Annotated in this window: 20 protein-coding genes; 4 read left to right on the top strand and 16 right to left on the bottom strand. The window is 49.5% G+C overall.

Going from position 1 to position 21,573, the window contains the following annotated elements; all coding sequences use genetic code 11:
• Positions 1-50: 50 nt before the first annotated feature.
• Positions 51-1,226, bottom strand: coding sequence for an MFS transporter (locus EKM89_RS10340; protein ID WP_225421865.1), 1,176 nt, complete (start codon positions 1,224-1,226; stop codon positions 51-53).
• Positions 1,227-1,601: 375 nt separating this feature from the next.
• Between EKM89_RS10340 and EKM89_RS10335 the strand changes: the two genes are divergently transcribed.
• Positions 1,602-2,312, top strand: coding sequence for an IclR family transcriptional regulator (locus EKM89_RS10335; RefSeq protein WP_125688297.1), 711 nt, complete (start codon positions 1,602-1,604; stop codon positions 2,310-2,312).
• Positions 2,313-2,818: 506 nt separating this feature from the next.
• On the opposite strand, the gene EKM89_RS14095 is transcribed toward EKM89_RS10335, so the two are convergent.
• Both EKM89_RS14095 and EKM89_RS10330 read right to left on the bottom strand, forming a co-directional pair.
• A complete protein-coding gene (locus EKM89_RS14095) occupies positions 2,819-2,992 on the bottom strand; it encodes a hypothetical protein (protein WP_164510570.1) in 174 nt (57 codons plus the stop codon).
• Positions 2,993-3,084: 92 nt separating this feature from the next.
• On the bottom strand, positions 3,085-3,837 hold the full coding sequence (locus EKM89_RS10330; RefSeq protein WP_125688295.1) for an SDR family NAD(P)-dependent oxidoreductase: 753 nt from the start codon (positions 3,835-3,837) through the stop codon (positions 3,085-3,087).
• Positions 3,838-3,982: 145 nt separating this feature from the next.
• Between EKM89_RS10330 and EKM89_RS10325 the strand changes: the two genes are divergently transcribed.
• Complete coding sequence (locus EKM89_RS10325; RefSeq protein ID WP_125688293.1) at positions 3,983-4,513, top strand: flavodoxin family protein; 531 nt, start codon at positions 3,983-3,985, stop codon at positions 4,511-4,513.
• A gap of 81 nt (positions 4,514-4,594) precedes the next feature.
• On the opposite strand, the gene EKM89_RS10320 is transcribed toward EKM89_RS10325, so the two are convergent.
• From EKM89_RS10320 to EKM89_RS10300, 5 genes are all read right to left on the bottom strand, one after another.
• Entirely contained in the window at positions 4,595-6,184 is a 1,590-nt protein-coding gene (locus tag EKM89_RS10320; protein ID WP_125688291.1) for an ATP-binding cassette domain-containing protein, read from the bottom strand.
• A 799-nt stretch (positions 6,185-6,983) separates the two neighbouring features.
• A complete protein-coding gene (dnaB, locus tag EKM89_RS10315; protein ID WP_125688289.1) occupies positions 6,984-8,378 on the bottom strand; it encodes a replicative DNA helicase in 1,395 nt (464 codons plus the stop codon).
• A gap of 160 nt (positions 8,379-8,538) precedes the next feature.
• The gene (locus EKM89_RS10310; RefSeq protein WP_125688287.1) at positions 8,539-9,297 is read right to left on the bottom strand and encodes a Fic family protein; all 759 of its coding nucleotides are present in this window, start codon (positions 9,295-9,297) and stop codon (positions 8,539-8,541) included.
• 192 nt (positions 9,298-9,489) lie between these two features.
• Positions 9,490-9,948 carry a 50S ribosomal protein L9 gene (gene rplI / locus EKM89_RS10305; RefSeq protein ID WP_125688285.1) on the bottom strand — a complete coding sequence of 153 codons (459 nt, stop codon included), beginning with the start codon at positions 9,946-9,948 and terminating at the stop codon, positions 9,490-9,492.
• 251 nt (positions 9,949-10,199) lie between these two features.
• On the bottom strand, positions 10,200-12,215 hold the full coding sequence (locus EKM89_RS10300; protein ID WP_125688283.1) for a DHH family phosphoesterase: 2,016 nt from the start codon (positions 12,213-12,215) through the stop codon (positions 10,200-10,202).
• A gap of 240 nt (positions 12,216-12,455) precedes the next feature.
• Between EKM89_RS10300 and EKM89_RS10295 the strand changes: the two genes are divergently transcribed.
• Positions 12,456-13,217 (top strand): MerR family transcriptional regulator, encoded by a 762-nt coding sequence (locus EKM89_RS10295; RefSeq protein WP_164510569.1) that lies wholly within the window; start codon positions 12,456-12,458, stop codon positions 13,215-13,217.
• A 282-nt stretch (positions 13,218-13,499) separates the two neighbouring features.
• On the opposite strand, the gene EKM89_RS10290 is transcribed toward EKM89_RS10295, so the two are convergent.
• The 3 genes from EKM89_RS10290 to EKM89_RS10280 all read right to left on the bottom strand — a co-directional run bounded on the left by EKM89_RS10290 (position 13,500) and on the right by EKM89_RS10280 (position 17,036).
• Positions 13,500-14,489 (bottom strand): hypothetical protein, encoded by a 990-nt coding sequence (locus tag EKM89_RS10290; protein WP_125688279.1) that lies wholly within the window; start codon positions 14,487-14,489, stop codon positions 13,500-13,502.
• Between the two features lie 281 nt (positions 14,490-14,770).
• Positions 14,771-16,441 (bottom strand): ATP-binding cassette domain-containing protein, encoded by a 1,671-nt coding sequence (locus EKM89_RS10285; RefSeq protein ID WP_125688277.1) that lies wholly within the window; start codon positions 16,439-16,441, stop codon positions 14,771-14,773.
• Between the two features lie 127 nt (positions 16,442-16,568).
• Positions 16,569-17,036, bottom strand: coding sequence for a VOC family protein (locus EKM89_RS10280; protein ID WP_125688275.1), 468 nt, complete (start codon positions 17,034-17,036; stop codon positions 16,569-16,571).
• Positions 17,037-17,181: 145 nt separating this feature from the next.
• Here EKM89_RS10280 and EKM89_RS10275 point away from each other — a divergent pair, with 145 nt between their 5' ends.
• Complete coding sequence (locus tag EKM89_RS10275; protein WP_125688273.1) at positions 17,182-17,400, top strand: hypothetical protein; 219 nt, start codon at positions 17,182-17,184, stop codon at positions 17,398-17,400.
• A gap of 86 nt (positions 17,401-17,486) precedes the next feature.
• On the opposite strand, the gene EKM89_RS10270 is transcribed toward EKM89_RS10275, so the two are convergent.
• From EKM89_RS10270 to EKM89_RS10250, 5 genes are all read right to left on the bottom strand, one after another.
• Positions 17,487-18,596 carry a glycerol dehydrogenase gene (locus tag EKM89_RS10270; protein ID WP_125688271.1) on the bottom strand — a complete coding sequence of 370 codons (1,110 nt, stop codon included), beginning with the start codon at positions 18,594-18,596 and terminating at the stop codon, positions 17,487-17,489.
• Between the two features lie 494 nt (positions 18,597-19,090).
• Positions 19,091-19,330 carry a 30S ribosomal protein S18 gene (gene rpsR, locus EKM89_RS10265; protein WP_048733694.1) on the bottom strand — a complete coding sequence of 80 codons (240 nt, stop codon included), beginning with the start codon at positions 19,328-19,330 and terminating at the stop codon, positions 19,091-19,093.
• 29 nt (positions 19,331-19,359) lie between these two features.
• Positions 19,360-19,950: a single-stranded DNA-binding protein gene (ssb, locus tag EKM89_RS10260; RefSeq protein WP_125688269.1), complete on the bottom strand. Its 591-nt coding sequence runs from the start codon at positions 19,948-19,950 to the stop codon at positions 19,360-19,362.
• A 33-nt stretch (positions 19,951-19,983) separates the two neighbouring features.
• The gene (gene rpsF / locus EKM89_RS10255; protein WP_125688267.1) at positions 19,984-20,280 is read right to left on the bottom strand and encodes a 30S ribosomal protein S6; all 297 of its coding nucleotides are present in this window, start codon (positions 20,278-20,280) and stop codon (positions 19,984-19,986) included.
• Positions 20,281-20,496: 216 nt separating this feature from the next.
• A complete protein-coding gene (locus EKM89_RS10250; protein WP_164510568.1) occupies positions 20,497-21,285 on the bottom strand; it encodes a helix-turn-helix domain-containing protein in 789 nt (262 codons plus the stop codon).
• Positions 21,286-21,573 lie beyond the last annotated feature (288 nt).

Here is a 21,573-nt window from a genome sequence, read left to right as displayed (position 1 = left end):
AAATCCTAGTTGTTACTCTAAACCAATTATACACCCAAATGCAAGCAAAATTATTTGAAAATTTCGACGTGACGACGGTTCGTGGAAATGACTAACCCGTTGAGTCCTAAAATCAACAGATTAGCGACCGCCGCAATGATGAAGAGCAACGTATAGGAAGAGTTATCGATGACGACTCCGCCAAAGAGCGGCCCAAATGCCCGCCCCATAGACGCCCACGCGTTCGCCATCCCCTGGTACTTTCCTTTGACCACGCTGGGCGTTAAACTGTTAACGATTGCCGGAATCGCGGGAAAGGCCGTGGCCTCCCCCATCGTAAGAATAATCATGGCGATCACGAAGTGTAGGTAGTCCTTGGCAAAGATCAACGTGACAAATGACAACGCCACGAAGAAGATTCCAGCATACACCTGTAAGTAGAGATTGCTAAAGTAGTTACCGAGCCAATTTAATCCGGCTTGAAACGCGACGATCAGACCCGCATTTAACGTCCACAACAGGCTGTATTCTTTCATCGGAATCCCCATCCCCGTCATGTAGACGGAGAGGTTGGAGACCCACTGCTCGTACATGATCCAGATGACCACTAGCGACACAAAAAAGGTCCCCATGATCCGCCGGTTGGGCAACGCAATATGCACGGCCGTCTTTTCCTGGGTGCCGACCTGCCGATTCATCACGGCCGGTGCCTTGTAGCAGACGACGACCACGACAAAGAAGAACACGAACAGGCTAAAGGCGATGCCAAAGAGTAACGTCACACTCGTCGCGTACACAAAGCCAACCAGGGCGGTCCCCAGGACGACCCCTAAGTTTTGCGCGAAGTAGAGCATATTGAAGATGTAGCGGCCATCGCGGCTGTGAATCGTGGTCCCCAGCGAATTGACCATCGTCAGGGTCCACCCCGAGGCAAATCCCAGGAATATCAGTGCGATTGGAAACGCCGGCCAGCCGTGATTGACCATCAAAGCCGCCAAGGTCGCCAGCGAGACGCACACCCCACCGATTGTCAGATAGTACGGATTCAGTCGGTCAAATAGCCGACCACCCAGGACACTTCCCAACACATTTGCTAGGGAGTATAGGAGTAGGATCACCCCAACCACCGTTAGCGACGCCCCCAACCGATTGTGGAGGTAGATCGTCGTTAGCGGCCAAATAAAACTCATGCCGATACTGCTGAACAAAGCACCCAGCAATAACCAGCGTAAACGGATCTCTTGCAACCCAACTCGCCTCCTTAGGCTTACGTAACTAAAGATAAACCTGTGTAACCTGACCCGCATGCACTTTCCACGACAGCTGCCAAATGCCAGCCTACAAGTGGGGGGCCACCTTATGGGCATCCTTTTACGATGCCCACAAGACAACCCCGTTGCCTAATCAGCCGTCAGATATATGTATGGTGCTTAGTCAACAACGCTTTCTGTTGGTCAGTAAACCGCGGACGACCTCGCTTTGACACTAATCTCGTCGTCGAATCACGTGCAGTCAGCTTTCAAGCCCATTCACCTTTAGTCATCTAAGATTAAAATTTAATTAGACTTTATCAATTCTAGCACGGGACTTCCAAGAACACTAGCCCCACTTAGGAGAAAACTATGACAAAACGCATTCAATCCGTTCAGCGGGCCACTGCTATCTGCCACTATATCGCCGGTCACCCAGAGACGTCTCTAAAAACGCTCCAGGATGTCTTTCAGTTACCCAAAACGACTTTATTCGGAATTTTGGCGACGCTGACTGCCGATGAGATCCTCTACAAGAACCCCCAAACGACGGCCTATTCCTTGGGACGTGCTGCCCTAGCTCTGGCCGACGCCCTACCAGCTGATCAGCTTCTGGCGCTGTTGCAGCCTGAATTGATTCATCTGGCTACCGACCTCAACCTTGCTGTCCACGTGGCCGTTCGCCGTGGCGACGTCGCTCACTACCTAGCCAAAATTGAAGCACCACATCCCCAGCACGTCTCGGCAGCCCCCGGAACGGACGACCCTCTGGCGACCACGGCTGCCGGTAAACTCTTGCTGAGTGCCACCACGACCGACTTTCAACACCACTATTTAACCACAGTCTCGGCCCCTGCCGCGCAGCGATTCCGTACCGAACTTCCCGGAATCATGGCGCATAACGTGGCATACGACCACGGCGAACAGGCCACCCACATTGGCTGTGTCGCTGTCGGCTTACGCAACCACCGCAACCAATTGCTAGCGAGCTTGAGTATCGTGGCGCCCGGGGATGCAACGGCCTTAGCGACGGGTGAAACGGCCCTACTTGACTTAGTAGCCCGATTGAAAGAACGCTTGTAACCCGTCCGGGACAGAAGGCGGCGTTCGGGCGAGCTGGAAGCCCGTTCTTTGGCGGGAGACCGTTCCCCACAGCAAGTGAACTCCCGGGTAGCCGGCATGCAGCCAGTGTCACTAATTTAGCGGTGACTCTTCTTACGGTCACAAGAGTAAGGTGAACATTTTGGCTTTTAACCTTTAATTTTAAGCGGAACCAGCTGTTTTTGGTCCGCTTCAACCATATGCAAAAAGGAGCCTGGGACCACCCCCAGACTCCTTTGGTATCTCCGAATTTACAGTGCTTAAACTTGGGACGACCTGGGAGACGCCTGATCTTGGCGGCTTTCAGGCGAGCCAGAAGCCCGTCCTTTGGCTGGAGGCGTTCCCCACAGCAAGCGGAATCCCTGGCAGCCGGAGTGCGACTGTTTTCACTAATTTAGCCATGATAATTTCTACGGTCGCAAGAGTAACGCAAACGTTTTGACTTTCAGCCTTAATGCTCGCCAGTTAATCGCCTTTGAGCCCACTCTCTATTTATGCTTATATTTATAATCAACAACGCCGAGAATCACGGCGAAGATAATTAGGACCGCCCACACACCAATCTTTAACCAACTGCCATTGGGAACGTTACCCAGAAAGCGCAGCGCGGCAAAGGCACAGAAGCCCCACACGAAAAAAAGATAGTTGATTTTCTTATTCACAGCTCGGCTCGCTCCCTCCTGGCACTATCTGAATTATAGCCTTAAAGTGTCAGGGGAACAACGACTTGCTCGCCGTTCGCAAATTGCCTAACCTATTGCACGGGCTGTCCGGAATGCTGTTCTAGACCACCTGACACCGGCAAGTTCTCCCCGTTGATGGGGTCGGACTCGTCACTCGCCAAGAAGTACATGACGCGGGCAATATCTTCTGGTTTGGCGATCCGTTTGAGTGGATTAGCCTGCTCGAATTGGGCTACGACCTCCGGCGGATTGGCCATGAACATTGGCGTCTTGGTTGCGCTCGGATCGACATTGTTTACGCGAATATTGTATTTCCCGTAATCCAGTGCCATAGCCCGTACAAGATTGACCACGGCCCCCTTCGCGGCGTTATAAGCAGCCATATTGTAGTCACCACGCAGGCCCGAAATGGAGCCCGTATTGACGATAGTTCCGTGACCCTGGGTAATCATGCCGGGAACGAACGCCCGACTGGTCAGGTAAATTGCCTTCACGTCGACCGCCATGATCCGGTCCCACGCACTTTCTTCGACGTCGTGGAGTTCACCGGGGACAAAGATTCCGGCGTTGTTGATGACACTATCGACGGTCCAGCCGTGATCACTAATTGCGGTGGCTAGCGCTTGAACCGAGTTGGCCTGACTGACATCGGTTGCGTGAAAGAAGAGGTGCTGATACCCGGCCTGCGTGAGCGCCGTGACCGTTTGCGCCCCCTTTTCAGGGTTTAAGTCGGCCAAGACGACCTGCCACCCCCGCTGACTAAAAAGTTTGACGGCGCTAAGGCCCATGCCGGACGTGGCGCCAGTAATGACAACTGTTTTCATCTGAAATACCTCCCGTTTAAGTCGGGGGTTCGGCCATGTCGAACACGTTTGACCACGACCCCGCACACTATACGACGTTGCATGAGGGTTGTCAATTGCATTTGCCAGTGGCTTTCCCTAAACTGATTTTAAGGAGGAGACGTGTATGACAGTCTTACTATTTAACGCTAGTGCCCGCAAGCAGGGCAACACCGCAACCTTGGGCGAACGCCTGCTGACCGATATTCCCCACACGACGATTCACCTCATGGATCACCACTTGAATTTCGTTCAGGACAACCGTGACACCGGCCGACCGCAAGCAGACCCTACCGATGACTACGAATCGCTGATGGCCCAATTTGCGACAGCCAACGATATTGTTCTCGCCACCCCGGTCTATTGGTATGACATGGCTGCTCCGCTGAAGGTCTTCATGGACCGCTGGTTCGACAGCTATACCAACGGCTTTCCCTTTGCAGGTAAACGTGTCTACCTGCTCATAGTGGGAGCTGACCAACCGGAAATCAAGGCGGCCGGCATTGCCAATGCTGTTCGGTATTCCTGCGCGTGGTTAAAAATGGACTTTTGTGGCGTGACCACGGTTACAGCCGATGGTCCCCATGATATCGCCGCGATGACGACGTTTCCGGCTAGCTTTGGGGCATTACGTTTAAATTTAGAGAAAATAGTTTAGAATGTTTCATGTGAAACATCTGAATTACTCAAAATAAGCCGTGACCTGCACACTTCTTTGCTGGTCACGGCTTTCTTATCCTTATTTACTTAATTGAATCGTACGGTCAAATAAGTCGACCAAGCTCTGATCAAAGTGGTGGGCGATAAAAATAACCGTGTTGTCTTTTCGCAACAAGCTGTGCAACGCCCGCAACGTATTCGCCCGATCAATTGCCGACGTCCCTTCATCGATCAACAGCAGTTGGCAGTCGTGTATCTGTGCGCGGGCTAGAACAATCCGTTGCATTTGACCACCGGAGATGTTGAGGTTATTCAGGTCCACGACGGTATCGATACCGGCTGCCATTTTCGCCAGGTCACCGTCTAGGGCCACATCTCTGACGATATTAGGAACCTGATCGTCCAGTTTTGAATCAAACATCGTAATATTTTGGCCAATTGTTACCGGGAACAAGACCGATTCTTGCGGCACGTAGCCAAATAGCTCGGGGACCCTCTCGATTGGTTGTCCCTGTTTGTCTAAAAAGCGAATGCTCCCCTGGGTCGGCTGTAACTCGCCTAGAATTAATTTAAAAAGGGTTGTTTTGCCACTCCCACTATCTCCCGTCAGCAGAATCTTCTCGCCACGACGGATAACAAAGTCGGGATATGTAATCACCTCATCCGTAGCGTACTTCAAGCACAGTCCTTGCCCCACGATACTCTGAATGATTGGTAAATCTGTCGTATCCGCAGTCGCTTTTACTTCCGGCACAGCGTCTAATTGCGTCTGAACTTGACGGCTCAAGATCTGCGTTGATTTCGCAGTCCCTAACGCATTTGAAATCTGCACGACACTACCGAAGATTAAACTGGTGAAGTTTCCCGCACTCACAATAACCCCAAACATCACCATCTTTTGCGTAATCAGAAAACCAACAAACGATAAAATTATCAGTTGCGAGCAGACATTGAACGTAATGTTGACTATGTCCAACTGGGAAATCGTCGCGGTGCGATGAACGGTACTGTCTTCCAAATCGTGGCCGGTATTTTGGAGCACCTTAAAGAGCTTGGACTGCGCTGCATACCGCTTGATTTCGGCTAAGCCACCCAGCCACCGGCTAATCGATTCCAAATAGGCATTGTTACTCGTCGAGACCCGATTAGTTGCCACCTGTAAGCGCGCGGTTAAAAACCTTGGCACCCACAACATGATTCCAGTCAGAACTAAAACCAGAACTAACAACGACCAATGGAAGGTAAGCAGTGCCACACTATAAAACACAAAACCGAGGGACTGCGTAAATAGCGTCAACCAGCTATGCGCCCGATCAGCCGCTAAAATTCTCAAGTCATTCGTTAACGTGTTCTGCATTTTAGCCGTTGATTGGTTCCCGGATACCAGAAACCCGCGGACAAGTCTTTCCCGAATCACATGTAAGTATTGCTGAGTCTGTCGACTAAATAAGTAACTTCCTAGCGTGTCACTGCCAAATCCCACAAGCATACTGCTAATCATGGCCACCAGATTCCATGCGAACAAGTCAATCCGACCCGCTTTTAAGCCATTGATTGCATACGTCAAGACATAACTCCCCAACGTCATGCCAATTGTTGACAAAATAATGAGTCCCACAATTAAACTAAACCGACGTCGATTTGTGCGAAAAAGTCCAATTACGGTCATTACGATTCCCCCTTAGCACCGCACACTGCACACCTACACCCGACCACTAGTTTTCAATACACCATACGCTATTCTTCGACCTGACGCGTTATGCGTGCACCTGGATTGGCCGGTGGCCTAACTTGTCGCCGTTGCTAAATACACAGTGCGTTCATGAACCCACAGCAGTCCGCATTTAGGCCGCCTAATTTCACGAAGCAACCTAACCAGAGCGTGGGACAAAAAGGCGATTAGCTGGCGAGCATTAAGGTTGAAAGTTCCAAAACACACATTATGACCGTTGTTACCACGATACTGGGTCTAAAATTGGGCAACGTTTTCCAACCATCGCCTTACCGGCCAGCAGATATGGGCTGGATCGGTGCGAACACAACTTGAAGCCTCGAAAATGCTGAGTCTCCAGGCTCGATTTTAGATTCTGTAGACACAAAAAAACCACCGCTCGGGGAAAGCGATGGTCATCGGAGTAGGGGTAACGTCATTATATAAGAATGACGTTAACTATTTTTTCATTATTCCAGGGGAGGAGGAGTACATGAAAAAAGATTGTTAATCTTTGGTAGAAGCAACCGATTGGTTAACTTCTATATTTCATATACTAATCGGAAAATATGATGAAAGTGTGAACTTTCTGGCACACTCCTATGAATTTTGCGTATAAACACTATTTATCCTCTAATTATAACGTTAACCATAATGATGATGCCCCGTAAATTGATTAATATCAAATTCATCCGGATAAATTTATACGCTTTTTTGGTTCTAACGGGTGTGTCCTCAGACTCCTCCACAATGACGCTTAATTTTGGTCCGGTGTATACGCGACAGACGAAAATTTATTAAATGATTTCACAAAGAGCAATTTGACCGTGCCCCGAGGACCCGACCGGTTCTTTTCAATAATGACTTCGACTTCGCCGACATCTTGGTCGCCATCATCACGGGGGTCACTGTTGTCGCCACCGCCATCCTCATCACCCTCACGTTCATAGTAATCATCCCGATACAGGAAGGAGACGATGTCGGCATCTTGTTCGATCGACCCAGATTCCCGGATATCAGACAATACTGGCCGCTTATCCTGCCGCTGTTCGACTCCCCGTGAGAGTTGCGATAGCGCGATAACGGGCACATGCAGTTCCTTGGCGAGCTTCTTCAGTTGCCGAGAAATATCGGAAACTTCTTGCTGTCGACTTTCGTGGTTGGTCCCTTCGATCAGTTGCAGGTAATCGATTACGATCAACCCCAAGTTGCCCTTTTCCTTAGCGAGTCGGCGACATTTTGCCCGAATTTCCGTAATCTTATTTCCGGCCGTATCATCGATATAAATGCTGGCCTTAGCCAGACTGCCCATGGCGACGATCAGGTTCTGCCACTCTTCTTCAGACAGTTGTCCCGTCCGCAAATGGTTGGCATCAATCGACCCTTCCGCACACAACATCCGGTTGACCAGCGACTCGGCACTCATTTCCAAGCTAAAAATAGCGACGGTCTTGTCCGTTTTGGTCCCCACATTTTGCGCAATGTTCAGTGCAAACGCGGTCTTCCCGACGGCTGGACGAGCAGCGAGAATCATCAATTCGTCGTTATGCAGTCCGGTCGTCATTTTATCCAATTCGGCGTAACCTGTCGACAGCCCGGTGATGACGTCACCTTGCTCGGACAGTTTATTGATTTCTTCAAAGGAGGAGTTCAACACGTCACGAATCGGCTTGAATCCAGATTGGTTCCGAGTCTCGGCAACACTCATGATGTCGCGTTCAGCATTGTCGAGCAAGTCAGAGACGTCTTCGTCCTGTTGGTACCCCTGGGTGACAATGTTGGTGGCCGTTTGAATCAGCCGCCGTAAAATGGCCTTCTCTTGCACAATTTTTGCGTAGTAGGTCGCGTTGGCCGCGGTCGGCACGGCACCAGCCAAGTCAGCGATGTAAGTGATCCCACCCACATCTTCCAACTCGTTTTTCGCCGTCAACCGGTCCGTAATGGTAACCACGTCAATGGCCTCATCGCGGTCGTTCAAATCAATCATCGCTTGGAAAATAATCTGGTGTTCCCGGCGGTAAAAGTCCTCCGGTTCCAGATATTCCAGCGCATCTACCAAGGCATCGGTACTCAAAAAGATCGCCCCGAGGACGGCCTTTTCGGCATCGAGGTTCTGTGGTGGTGTGTGGTCTGTCAGTACATTATTATCCATGCTTAACCGATTACCTCTTAACTTGTTGCTTACTGGCTTCAACGATATCGCTGCCAACTATTGGTTGACGACGGTAATTTCTCAACTATAATTCCATTCGATTATACACGTTTAAAGCTACATTTTACCATGTAATCTCATACTAGGTAAATGCTATCCCTCAACCCTTACGTAGCATCGGTTTGATCCGTACCTGTTGCGGTCGCGCATCCTCTGTGGACGAGATTGGCCGGTGGAGTTGCTGCTCACGATTCGACGGTAAGACCGCCATCATCCGATCAAAAGCCAGTTGGGACGCAGATTTATCTGTTGCCAAATAATAGCGCATCAGCGCCGTCGTAAAATCCACGCGGTCGAGATCATTAAATGGCAATACCAAATAGTTTTCGTGTGCCCAGGTATTCGCCGCCGCGTTAGCCGCAATCAGGGCGGTCCGCTTATTCCCATCCTGAAATGGCTGTAGCTTTGCCAGGTCAGCGAAAACGCGCCAAGCTGCTACCTCATCTTGCTTTGACTCCTGAAAAGCTGTCACAATCGTTTGGAGATTTGCTTGAGTGACGACTTCCGGTGGAAAATAACTCAGTCTTGCCCGCGAATCAATCGTGATTGCAATGCGGTCATCTGCGTTATAAAACCCATTTCGTAAGTGACCTGGTAACGTTGGCTGCTCAACCGATGGTGTCGTGAACGCGCAATTGATGGCGATAATGCCAGCGACGGAAAAACCAGTCTGTTTCACTGCCGCAATCCCCCCCAGTGCGTCTTGAAAAATGGCGATGTCTTCCCCACTCTGATTCAACGGTTGTGACGACTTCAAATCTAGTGCCTGTTTCGTCTGAGCAACGGTACTCCCATAATCATTTAGACTACCTAGCGACGTTATAAACCGTGCCAATGCTGTATTATCTCGTTTAGACATTTCGTCAACACCTCCTCACGTGACTCCAGCTATTACACTGAAGCATACACTACTTCGCAGCACGAGGGAATCAATCCACTCCGCTATTGTGAAGACGAAAAAAAGCCTGGGACAACCCCCAGACTCTTTTGGTATCTTCAAATTTACTTGGCTGAAACGTGGGACAAAAGACAACTGACTCTGCTTAAAACTTTATTTTTGCTTAGCAGCCACGTGAACCCGAATCTTGGCGATCACATCACTGTGTAATTTAACTGGAACGTTGGTGAACCCAAGCGTCCGGATGGGTTCTGGTAAGTCGACTTTACGCTTGTCGATTTTTAGGTCGAACTGCTTATCTAAGGCCTGGACGATTTGCTTGCTAGGAATGGAACCGAATAACCGGTCGTCTTCCCCAGCCTTAGCCACGATTTCAACAACCGTTTTCTTGTCTTCCAAGTGCTTTTGCAATTCTTTTGCTTCGGCCAAATCTTCGGCTTCACGCCGTTGTTCAGCTTTGCGTTCTGCGGATAACTGACTCATGGCGGATTGGTTGGCTTCCTTAGCCAGCCCCCGCTTGATCAAAAAGTTTTGGGCATAGCCGTCGGGAACGTTTTTAATTTCCCCGCGCTTACCTTTCCCGCGAACATCTTTGATAAAAATGACTTTCATGGCGGTCACTCCTCTAATTTCATTTCTAAATTAATCCTACGCTACCTACTGGTAAGAAGCAATTAATCATTGTGGGGCGAAATTGCTATCGCCATTTCGCCTTACCAGTCGGTCACAACCGGGTGGCTCGTTGTGAGCGTGATTTTGCGCGCATCATTCAGATCACAAGCTGCGGTATTGCCTCCCCTGACAGTCCCGCTTAACTGACGCACAGATTTAAAATGGCATACGTCGTTGCACCCTAATTATCCCTAACTTGTCACCGGTTCCGGTTCGTCCGACTTGTTCAAAATGTCCAGCAACTGTTGCTTGACCTCAGTTACCGTCTTGTCGGCAATCTGCGTCGCGGCGTTGGACAGGTGACCACCACCGCCCATGGCTTCCATGGTCAGCTGCACATTGATTTCACCCAGTGACCGGGCGGAAATACCAACGCGACCATCCGCTCTGCGCGTGATGACAAATGAGGCATCAACACCGGACATGTTGAGCAAATCATCCGCCGCTTGGGCCGCAGTGACGGGATCATAAGTCTGATCCTCTTCACCAGCAACGATGGCCATGTCCTCATTGACGAACTCGACCATCTCAATCAAATGATTCCGTTGCAGGTAACTGTCAACATTTTCCTTCATGTATTGCTGCATCTTGACGGCATCGGCACCGGCAGACCGCAAATAACTGGCAGCGTCAAACGTCCGCGTCCCGGTCCGCAACGAGAAGTGCTTCGTGTCGACGAAGATTCCAGTCAACATCGCCGTTGCTTCCAGCTTATTGATGGGTTCACTCTCTTGTGACTGGTACTCAAACATCTCGGTAATCAATTCACACGTCGAACTAGCGTACGGTTCGATGTAGACCAGCAGTGGATTTTCAGGGAACTCTTCCCCTCGCCGGTGATGATCAATGATCATGACCCGGTTTTCCATACGATGGTAGAGCTCGGCGGAAATCGAAATCGACGGTTTGGAATGGTCGACCATCAGCAACATGCTCTGGTCAGTGGCCTTTTCCAACGCCTCTTCCGGCGAAATGATTGCGGCATCGATTTCGGGATAGGCCTTCAAGTTGTCCAGCAACCGTTGAACATCGGAGTGAACAGTTTCCTTATCCAGCACAATCCAACAGGTCTTTTGGTTCATTTGTGCAATCCGGCGAATCCCCAGACAAGCTCCCAGGGAATCCATGTCGGGTTGTGAATGGCCCTGAACGAAGATTTGGTCGGACTCGTTCATCAGCTCTTGGAGGGCTTGTGAAATCATCCGAGCCCGCACCCGCGTCCGTTTTTCCATCGGATTGGTCTTCCCGCCATAGTAGCGGGCTTCCTGGTCAGCGGCCTTCACAACAACTTGATCCCCACCCCGGCCGAGGGCAAGGTCGAGGTTGCTTTGCGCCTGGTCAGCCAGCTTGTTTAAGTTCGGATCACCATATGCAATTCCGATACTCAGGGTCAACGGGAAGTTTTGCTTCGACGTACTTTCCCGAATGGTATCCAGAATCTTAAATTTATCGGCCTCAATGGCGGCTAGCGACTTGGCGTAGGCCAGAATGAAGTAGTGATCATCGTCCAGTTGCTTTAAGTACATGTCAAACTGCTGAACCCACGCCGAGAGCTCATTGGTGACGTAATTTCGCAGGTTCGAAATATCTTGATCGGTCATTGACTGCGTAATTTCATCGTAGTTATCCAAGAAGACTTGGCCGATCGCAATTTTTTCGTCGTCATATTGCTCTTGAATCAACTCGTAGTGCGTGATGTCATAGAGGTAAATGGCATGAAAATCCGGTTGGACATACAGTGTGAAGCGGTAATCTTGCCAACGAACCGTCGTCATCGTCTTGGGCTCGGCGGCGTCAATCAACTTCGCCAAGTCTGGAGCGACTGTTGCGATGGTCCGGTTCAAGATATCCTGATCACCAAAATATTTCTGGAGGTAAGGATTCACCCACTCAATCTGATTGTTGTCTCCCAGGATCATCACACCAGGCGGCATACGGATCAGCGCCTCTTGCTCACCCTGTTGAATCCGAAACGACAGGTCGGAAATGTACTGCGTCGTGTCGGCACCGATTTCGGCCATGGTATTAAACGTCACCAGCGTTGAAATCCCCACTAGGATCAAAATCACGATGCCGAAGATCCAATTGAGCAAAAATGACAGGACGATTCCCAAGATGGCAAGTAATGCCGTCATCCCAGCAATGCCCCGCAAGCGCCGGTTCTGTAAGAATTCAGGCACGTTAGCTCGCGAAAATAATTTATTCATTTTTCTCCTCATCTGATTCGTCTGGAAAATTTGTGCGGACCAGGAAAAAGCACCAGCCGCAACTTACAAATAATACCCCTATTTTATCACACTCCGGGGTAATCACAAAACTTGTCTCCCGGATAAAAGCCCGCTATGACGGGCCTGATTGCAGATTTAAGTGTGGCCGGATTTTATCCTTGACCTTGACGCTACGGCAACCCGTATAGTAGATTTTAAGCAAGACAGGAGGTGGTCCTCGTGGCCTACAGCATTCAAGCACTCGCGCAACTTGCCGGTGTCAGCCCGCGGACGTTACGCTACTATGATCAAATTGGGCTGTTGCCCGCTAGTCGTAATCCGGATAATGGTTACCGGGAATATTCACCAGCAGTTGTCGATCGGTTACAACTGATTCGTTACTTCCAAACGTTCGGCTTTAGTCTAGCAGAAATTCAGTCGTTACTGACCAAATCATCGATTGACCAAACGGCCGCCTTAACCCAACAACGTGCGGAATTGGCCGCGCAACGTGATCACCTGACCAACTTGCTGCAAACATTGGACCGCACATTGGCGGCCCGCAAAGGAGGTCCCCAGATGACCGATTCAGAAAAATTTGCTGCATTTAAACGGCAACAGCTCACCGAAAATGACCGCGAATTTGGCGCGGAAGCCCGCCAGTTGTACGGTCAAGAAACCGTGGCGGCCAGCGAACACCGCTTTGGTAGGTTGCGTGAAGCCGACTATCAAGCCATGCAAGAGATAGAAAAGCGCTTGTTTATCGCCCTCAAAAAGGTCGCGGCAAGTGGCGACTTGACCAGTTCGACGGCAAAGGAAGTCTACCAACTCCACCGCCAATGGTTATGTTTCACGTGGAACAATTACACAACCGCGGCCCATCAAGGCTTGGCTCAGATGTACGTGGACGATGGCCGGTTTGCCAGCTATTACAACGATCACGTTGGTCTACCTAACGCCGCTGAAACGTTAGTAGCCGTGATTCAGCGTTATGCACAGTAACCAGCGTCTGACAAAAATAAACGAAAGTGGGATACAAGACGGTTAGTTTGCGTGTATTAACGTGATAGCAGGGATTATCCTTGATCCTGGCTTAATTCTCGCTATCGGGTTAAGCGCAACAAGCTGCCTGGTGTCCCACGTTTCGGTACCATAGTGGCGTAAAACAAAAGTTGCTCCTTTCAGAATCTAATAATTCTGAAAGGAGCAACTTTTTGAGTTGTGTTCCACTCTCACCTGTTCAGTTCGCGCATATTCTATAATTTCTACCCGTTTTGTCCCGAATTACTTGATAACGTAATAGTTCAACTGACTGCCCACTTTGACATTCGTCGTCGTTTGATTGGCAAAGCCGAGTTTAACCTTTGATGACACATTTTCTGTGTCATTCGCATAGCCCGCTGGCATTTGGAAGTTATTAATATTCACAATTGAGGTCGTCTTGCCCCCCGTTAATATCGGCAAAATAAATGAGCTGAGTAATTTATCGGTCTGGGTATCACGATAATTAATCGTCACGCCTTCGCTAGCCTTAGGCGTTGGAATTGCTGTCAGGCCGCTTTCTTTGATATAACCACCAACTCCTCGACGATTAACATCGTACGCCACGACCCACCGGTCCCCTTCGCGAACACGGGTCTTGGCATTATCAATGGCAAAGACATCGTTCTTATTCACCACCGTACTCTTCTTGTTGGGTTGGGACTTGCCATCAAAGCCTGCCCAGTCCGGAATTGAATAGAAGAGTTGCGTCCCATCATCTACAGTCCCTGGCGTCGTTAAGCGGTAAAGGTGCGTCTTTTCTTCGGTCGTCAACGCGCTATCCGCCAACGAGGAGAAGAATTGCACCCCGCCGGCCGGGTCCTTTTCTGTGTGTTTATAATAGATCATCCCTGAGCTAGGTTGCTTCGTCTTCCCCGCATAGATCCAACCCTTGATGCTGTGGTCGAAGGTTTCGACCTTGTAGTACACCGCACCACGATTAGTCGTTGCCTTGCGCCGCCACATAAAGGTCTTTTCACCCGTCTTGGCCGCGTTCAGTGTCAGAAGTTGCTGTTTACTCTTAACTAACTTTGCACCCTTGATTGTCCCTGGCTTGGTGTAAAGGGCATATTTGCCCGTAAAGGAGAAATACGTGGATGACTCCTTGTGATTGGTGCCATATTTCGTCACCTTGGCATAGCTTTTAGCTTGGGCTGGTTGGCTAGTCGCCAAGACACCCACCCCACTAAGTGCCACGCCAATCATTAATAACCCCTGTGCTACTTTCTTCATTATAAGCCCCCCTAATTTATCTTTAGTATACCTGACTTCTTCCTTTGAACATATTAAGGTTATGTAACTAGCCGGAGCCTCTAACCAATTTACCATCTAGATGGATCTACATCTGATCTCGCTATCGTGGACTGACTACGCCTCGCTAATTTTCATGACAATCAATACACTGGCCAACTGTTTTTTGGTACGTGTCAGCCACATTAATCCAGCTCTATTCAGAACGTGGTCAATATTTGCTTCTCCAAAAGCAAAAAGGACTAGCCTTGATTGCCTAATCCTTAATCACGCGTTAAATTCAACCGCTTCAGCTGGGCCTGAATCACACTATCCCTAGCAACACCCCGCGCCACGACCCGACCAGCATCAACCACAATGATTTCGTCGGCAAACGCAAATAGCTCCGCGTTATACCGGTGGGTAATGGTTGCCCAACCGCCAGTAATCGTCATCAGCAGTCGTTCAATTGCGGTCGCCGTCTGCGGGTCCAACCCACTTGCCGGCTCATCGAACAAATGGAAATCGACTGGTTGGAGCAACGTTCGCGCAATCAAGAGCCGTTTGACCTCACCACCCGAAAGCTGGCCGCCGGTAGTCGTCAAAGGCTTCGCTAGCCCCGCTGTCGTCGCATATTTCGGGAGTTGGGCCCGTTTCAAAGCGGTATACAATTGTTCGGCCGTGAACTCGGTCCGAAACAGGCTCAGATTCTCCCCCAACGTGCCGGTAAAAATATACCCATCCTGTTCGGCCACGCCCACTCGCATCCGTAAACTCGGCAAGTCTACCGTGGCCTGTGGTTGGTCGTTGACGCGTAACGTGCCCTGATAACCAGACTGATTACGCAACGGCAAATTGAGTAACGTTGATTTACCACTACCAGTCTTGCCGACAATTAAATAGTGCCGATCAGCGGCCATTGTTAGCGAAATATCCTTTAAAATAGCCTGTTGCCCTCGGGTAACGCTAACCTTCTGATACGTTAACGTGCGCAGATGACTGATTGGCTGTTTCCGCACATTTTTAGGCACGTACAGACTTGGACGGAGTTTCTTAGCGACCTGATTGCCACCGACAAAATCCGTGATCAGGTCCGAGGCCATCTGCAACGGCTCGGCAATAAAAATCATCAACTGGGAGAACGCCACCAATTGCCCCAACGAAATATGGCCGTGCATCACAAAATAAATACCGCCGACCCAAGTTCCCAGGTACAAAAAGTTATCGAGAAATTGTGCCAAACCACTGATGACCTTACGATTACGCTGGTCGTTATTTTGTGCCTGAAGCCACGTTTGATTCGACCGGTCAAACAGTTGGCGCATCAGGCCATTGACGTTGAATAGCTGAATCGTCCGCAAACCGCCCAGAATATTTTGGAGGGTCTGCGTGTAAGTTGCTGAAGCCTTGATTACCCGGTTCTTAGACGTTTTTAACAGGTGTTGGTTCAGCAATGGAATCAATAATCCCGGCAAACAAAGCGCTATAACCACTAAGCACAGTAGTGGCTGGATAAACAGCGACATCCCGATGGCAATCACGAACTGACACAGCTCAGCATAAATATTGATGGTCGACCGCAAGTAATCATCCTGAAAAATAGTTAAGTTATTGGTCAGCTGATTAAACCGACTGTCCTGCCCATTAGCAGCGGGAACGGCCAGGTCCGTCGTCGTCAGATACGTCTTTAGCAGGCTCGACCGGACCCCGGTACTGATGGTGTTCTGCCACTTGGCCTTCGCGTAGGCACTCCAAAAGTAGAAGAACGCGTCGATTACCACGTAACCCGCGACCAATAAGAGTAGGTGCCCATAACTCAGTTGCCCCTTCCCACTAGCCGTGTCCGTGATAAGCTGCAACAACGTCGCCACAGAAATTTCGATAAAAGCGGCGACCGGAATTAGTAGAAGAAGTAAAACCGTTTGGCGTTTGGCGAAGGCGAAAAATTTACGCAACTTGTTTCCTCTTTTCAGATTATAATATAATTAAAAAATAATTAGATTAATTATAACATAACCAAATCAACCCCAGCAAGCTGGTTCGTTTGCTGGGGTTGATAAGGCTAATCTATTCATTTTTTCATTATTTCGCAGTTGGCTCTTGAATCTGGCTCCATGGCATCACGTGTAGCATCCAAGCAATCCCATACTGGTCAGTGAAATGTCCCATCTTACCGCCCCAGAACTGGGGCGCAAATGGCATATCAATGGTGACCTTACCGGACGCTTTTAGGTGGTCGTAAAAGTCCTCGGCCGCCTGAACGCTTACCGGATCATCGCCGTTGATATCGAGAATCATATCGACCTGATTCGACGGCGTGGGCGCGCCGCGAAAGGCATCGGCACATTGAAAACTCATACCCAAGATGCTAAAACCGGCGTGAATGGTCATCCTTTCAAGGTCAGCATCCGTGGGCAGACCGAACTGTTGCGCCTGCTCCGCCGATGGACTAAACCGGTAGACATCACTGGCCCCGAACACATCTTGGTAATACGCCAAGGCTTCCTTAGCGCTGGTGAACGAAAAACTGGGAATCAAACGGGATTGCATGGTAAAACATCTCCTCAACTTTTGATTAGCTCCAGTGTAGCAATTCTTCCACCTTTAATAAATAAAATTGTGTAAGCAGACCTTTCCTTGACGTTACCGCTGCGGTCCCTGTAAACTGAGACCAGCATGTATGGGAGAGAATCTTGTGAACTTCAAAAAAATTATCGTCTGGCTAACTGCTTTCATTGTGGCTTTTGGCGTCACGTTCTACGTGTTAAATTATTTCATTGACCTTCTACTGGGGAGTGGGCCATTCATGATCATCGCCAGTGTTTTCAGTCTTATCGTTTCACTGAGCATTGCCGAAGAAGCTGCACGCTGGGCCATTGCTCCTCATTGGCCGCGACCGCGACGAAAGTGGTGACTTGTTGTTTCACGTGAAACATTGTTTTCAAAGTTAACAAAGAGCGCTCCGACCCTCACCGGCCGCAGCGTTCTTTGTCGCGCGATTTAATCTAACCCTTGAATTCGTCGTGACAGACTATCTGCTGCTTTGATGGCTGCGACCACATCGCGAGGCGTTACTGGGAAGCCCATGTTGTGGATGGTTTCGCCCTCTTGGGTGGTCAACGTGGCAACCTTCAGTAAATCCTCATCCGTAGCATCGGCCAAGTGCAGGTCCGCTAAAGTGGTTGGCAGACCCAGCTTGGCTTCGAAGTTCAGGTAGCGTGCAAAGCGTTCGTCGCTCGCCCCCTCTAAGATCAGGTTGACCAACGTCCCAAACGAAACCTTTTGCCCGTGAGACATGTGATGGACGTCACCGGACAATGCCGTCAGCCCATTTTGAAAACTATGTGCTGCGGCTAGTCCGGAACTTTCTGCCCCAACGCCACTCAGTAGGATGTTGGCTTCAATGATATGTGAGAGTGCTGGCGTAACAACGTGATCGGCCGCCGCTGCGACGGCTTGGTCCGTGTAGGTGAACAGGAGCTCTTCGCATTTTTCAGCTAAGGCAATCCCAGCCGCAGTCTGGTCAGTCTGCAACGGCAATAACGTTGTCGCCCGCGCCCGCGCAACGGTCTGCGCCTCCACGTTGGTCGATAACGCGTCGGCGATCCCATCGATCAGGAACCGTACCGGTGCACCAGCAATGACGGAAGAATCAACTAAGACTAAATCGGGGTTCTTGTCGTAGAACTGGTACTTCAGGAACTCCCCGTTAGCCGAGTAAATGACACTCAGTCGAGTACATGGTGAGTCATTGGACGCCAACGTCGGGACGATAACTACCGGAACGTGAAGTTGGTCGCCAACGGCTTTAGTCGTATCGTTGGTCTTTCCACCACCCAGTGCAATCACAAACTTGGCATCCTTTTCCTCACCGATTGCCTTGATCCGATCGATTTCTTCGGGTGAACTTTCACCGTTGAAATGAATATGCTCGATTTTCAAGCCGTCCGTCGTTAAGTCTTCGTAGAATTCCTTGCCAATCAGGCCCCACACAATGTCGTCTGCCAGCAGTAACCCATGATCGCCAAATGGTGCAATGTAGCGTGCCGCTTGCTTGAGCAATTGGTCGCCTTGGACGTAAGTAGATGGACTTGCGAATGCTGTAATCATCGGTAATACCTCCATATAGTAAGAATAGCTTCATTGTAATCGCTTTCAATGAAAAGGTTTAGGCACTGACTTAATTAAGCTAACCTGGTAAAGGAAGTGCCAACAACCAAGCAACCAAGTAATGCCGTGGCTCAAGATCTAGGTCATTAAGTGGTTGTGACTGCTAAAACTTAACGGTACGTGGCTAGCCGAAACGGACAAAATGTTTCTATGCGTACGCAAGGGGGGTACACGCTTATTTACCAAACGAAAAAATCAGGGACAGTCGCACCTGGCTCGAGCCGGCGATTTAATCTTGGCCTTCGATTAATATCGTGGCCTCAGTATACGGCCTTCTCATGGACCTACGCTACCAAACAATCTTGTAAATTAAATCACATAAAAACCATTCACAGCGATAACCGCCGCGGGGGCTAACGACATCAGGCTTTTCTAAAGATTGGTCAAAAAAAGAACCAACCACATTTCTGTGATTGGCTCCCGTTAATTTAGAATTAACCTTCTTCACTGACGAAAGGCATTAAGCCCATAATCCGTGAACGCTTGATAGCGATGGTTAACTTACGTTGATTCTTGGCACTCGTGCCAGTAACCCGACGAGGTAAGATCTTGCCTCGTTCGGAGATAAACCGACGTAATAAGTCAGTGTCTTTGTAATCAATGTATTCGATGTGGTTGGCTGCAATAAAGTCAACCTTACGACGGCGACGGCCGCCACGACGTTGTCCTGCCATAGGATATTTCCCTCCTCGTGATTTAGAAATTAGAACGGTAAATCATCATCGGAAATGTCAATTGAATCCCCAGTGTTGGCGAACGGATCAGCTGCGTTATTATTCCCAGCATTTCCTTGGTTTCCAGAATTACCCTGGTTACCAGCCGGATTGGAATTCATGTTTTGATCAGGAGCTGACGGGGTTGCCGTCGGGTTCCCGCTCGTAAACGGATTGGCATTTTGATTCTGATTTTGAGGAGCATTATTATTCATAGAGCCGCCATTGTAGTTACCGCCCTCATTGTTGTTCGCGTTGCGAGAACGTGGTTCGAGGAATGAAAAGTCCTCGACAACAACTTCGGTCACGTAAACACGTTGGCCTTGTTGATTTTCGTAATTCCGGGTCTGGATGCGTCCTTCAATTCCGACAAGGGAACCCTTGTGGAAGAAGTTCGCAAAGTTTTCCGCAGACTTGCGCCAGATGACGCAACTTACGAAATCAGCTTCTCGTTCACCAGTTTTGTTGGTGAACCGCCGATCAACGGCCAGCGTAAATGTGGCAACAGCAGCACCGCCTTGGGTGTAGCGTAAGTCAACATCCCGTGTCAGTCGGCCAGTAAGTACTACTCGGTTGATCATTGCTGAATAACTCCTCTCAAATTTAAGTTTAAATTAGTCTTCGCGCTTAACGATCATATGACGTAAGATGCTGTCATTGATCTTAGCTAAACGGTCGAATTCGTTTAAAGCTTCGTCATCAGAAGCGTTTAACGTGATAACGTGATAGATACCTTCGTTAAAGCCACCAATTTCGTATGCGAACCGACGCTTTGACCAGTCTTTCGAGTTGATCAATTCTGCACCGTTGTCAGTCAGTAACTTGTCGAAGCGTTCAACCAGTGCGGTCTTAGCGGCATCGTCAAGGTCTGGACGAATGATGTAGGTGATTTCGTATTTAGTAGATTCCATGAATGTTACACCTCCTTATGGACTTCAGGCCCCCGCTGCAATGCGGAAGCAAGGAGAGACACTAGCGTAAGCCAGATACTCACAAGCTAGTAGTATAGCATATATCTAAAACTTAAGCAAATCGGGGCCGACCGACGGGGTATTGCCTACGCTATATAGTTAACTCCGCAAAACGACCGCGAATATTTTTTTATTGGGACAACTTTTTTATTTATTTTAGCTGGACACGCTTTTAACGGCGGCAGCATGGGTGGCTAACAAACCGAAATCATCCGCTAACCGGGCAGACGTCTGGTGTTGGACTGCCCACTTGACCCCCTCCTGGAGAATCTGACCGGCCAAATTAGCTTGCCCTCGCCGAAACAGGGTCGCGGCGTACAGGTAATAAATGGTGCTGATACCCGCATGGCTATCGAGTACCCGGTCCTCACGAATCATTTTCACGGCCAAGGTGAACCCTGCATCATCCGTTCGGCCAGCCAACATTTCGATATAATTTTGCGTTGCCAGTGTTACCAATTCCAAGGACTGATAGCACCGCGGATGCTGGGGGGTCATCAACGTCAAGGTCGTTTGAAAATACTGACTCGCTCGCCGCGTATCCCCAGTCGCCTGAAAGACACTGCAGCCATAGTAGTAATAGTAGACCTGAAGATCCCGATCCGTCCGTAACGTGGCTAAGCGGTCGCGGTTATCCAAGTACGTCATTAACTTAACGGGCTGCTGACGCCGAGCTAGCGTCTCCACCCGTTGGCTAAAAGCCAGCTGGCGGCGCATGACGTACCCTGTCTGGGTCAGTTGCTGCAGTGGGAGCTTTAGTCGCCGACAGAGGCTTGTCAACAGTTCTGGTGCCGGAATCGTCAGTCCACCCTCGATAGCCTTCACTTGCCCGATTGGACACAGACCTGTTGCCACTTGTGCCAGACTGATGCCCTGCCGTTGCCGCTCGTGCTGTAAATGCTGCCCCAAGTAACTCACCAGCGCTGAAAAATCCGCATTTGTCACGCCTATTTCCCCCTACTGTCTCCCAATTATTAGTTACTCCTAAGATAGCAGAGTCAAAAATTAAAGTAAATAGGATAAACCATTTACAATTAAATTAATATTACCTTCTTCATGTAACCGATTTAACTCAGGCCACACTCTCCAAATCGCACAAAAAAACGGGCGCCACCATCACTGGTAGTTACCCGTTTCAAACACGATTGCTTAATTAGGTTCTATGATATTTGGTGTTGATAGAGAAATCTGTCGACGCCATTTTCTGTATAATAAAAGGGGCACACTGCCCCA

It is taken from the genome of Levilactobacillus fujinensis (assembly GCF_003946335.1).
Lineage (GTDB): Bacteria > Bacillota > Bacilli > Lactobacillales > Lactobacillaceae > Levilactobacillus > Levilactobacillus fujinensis.
The sequence above is the reverse complement of the archived record's forward strand: the minus strand, read 5'-3'. Positions and strand labels throughout refer to the sequence as shown.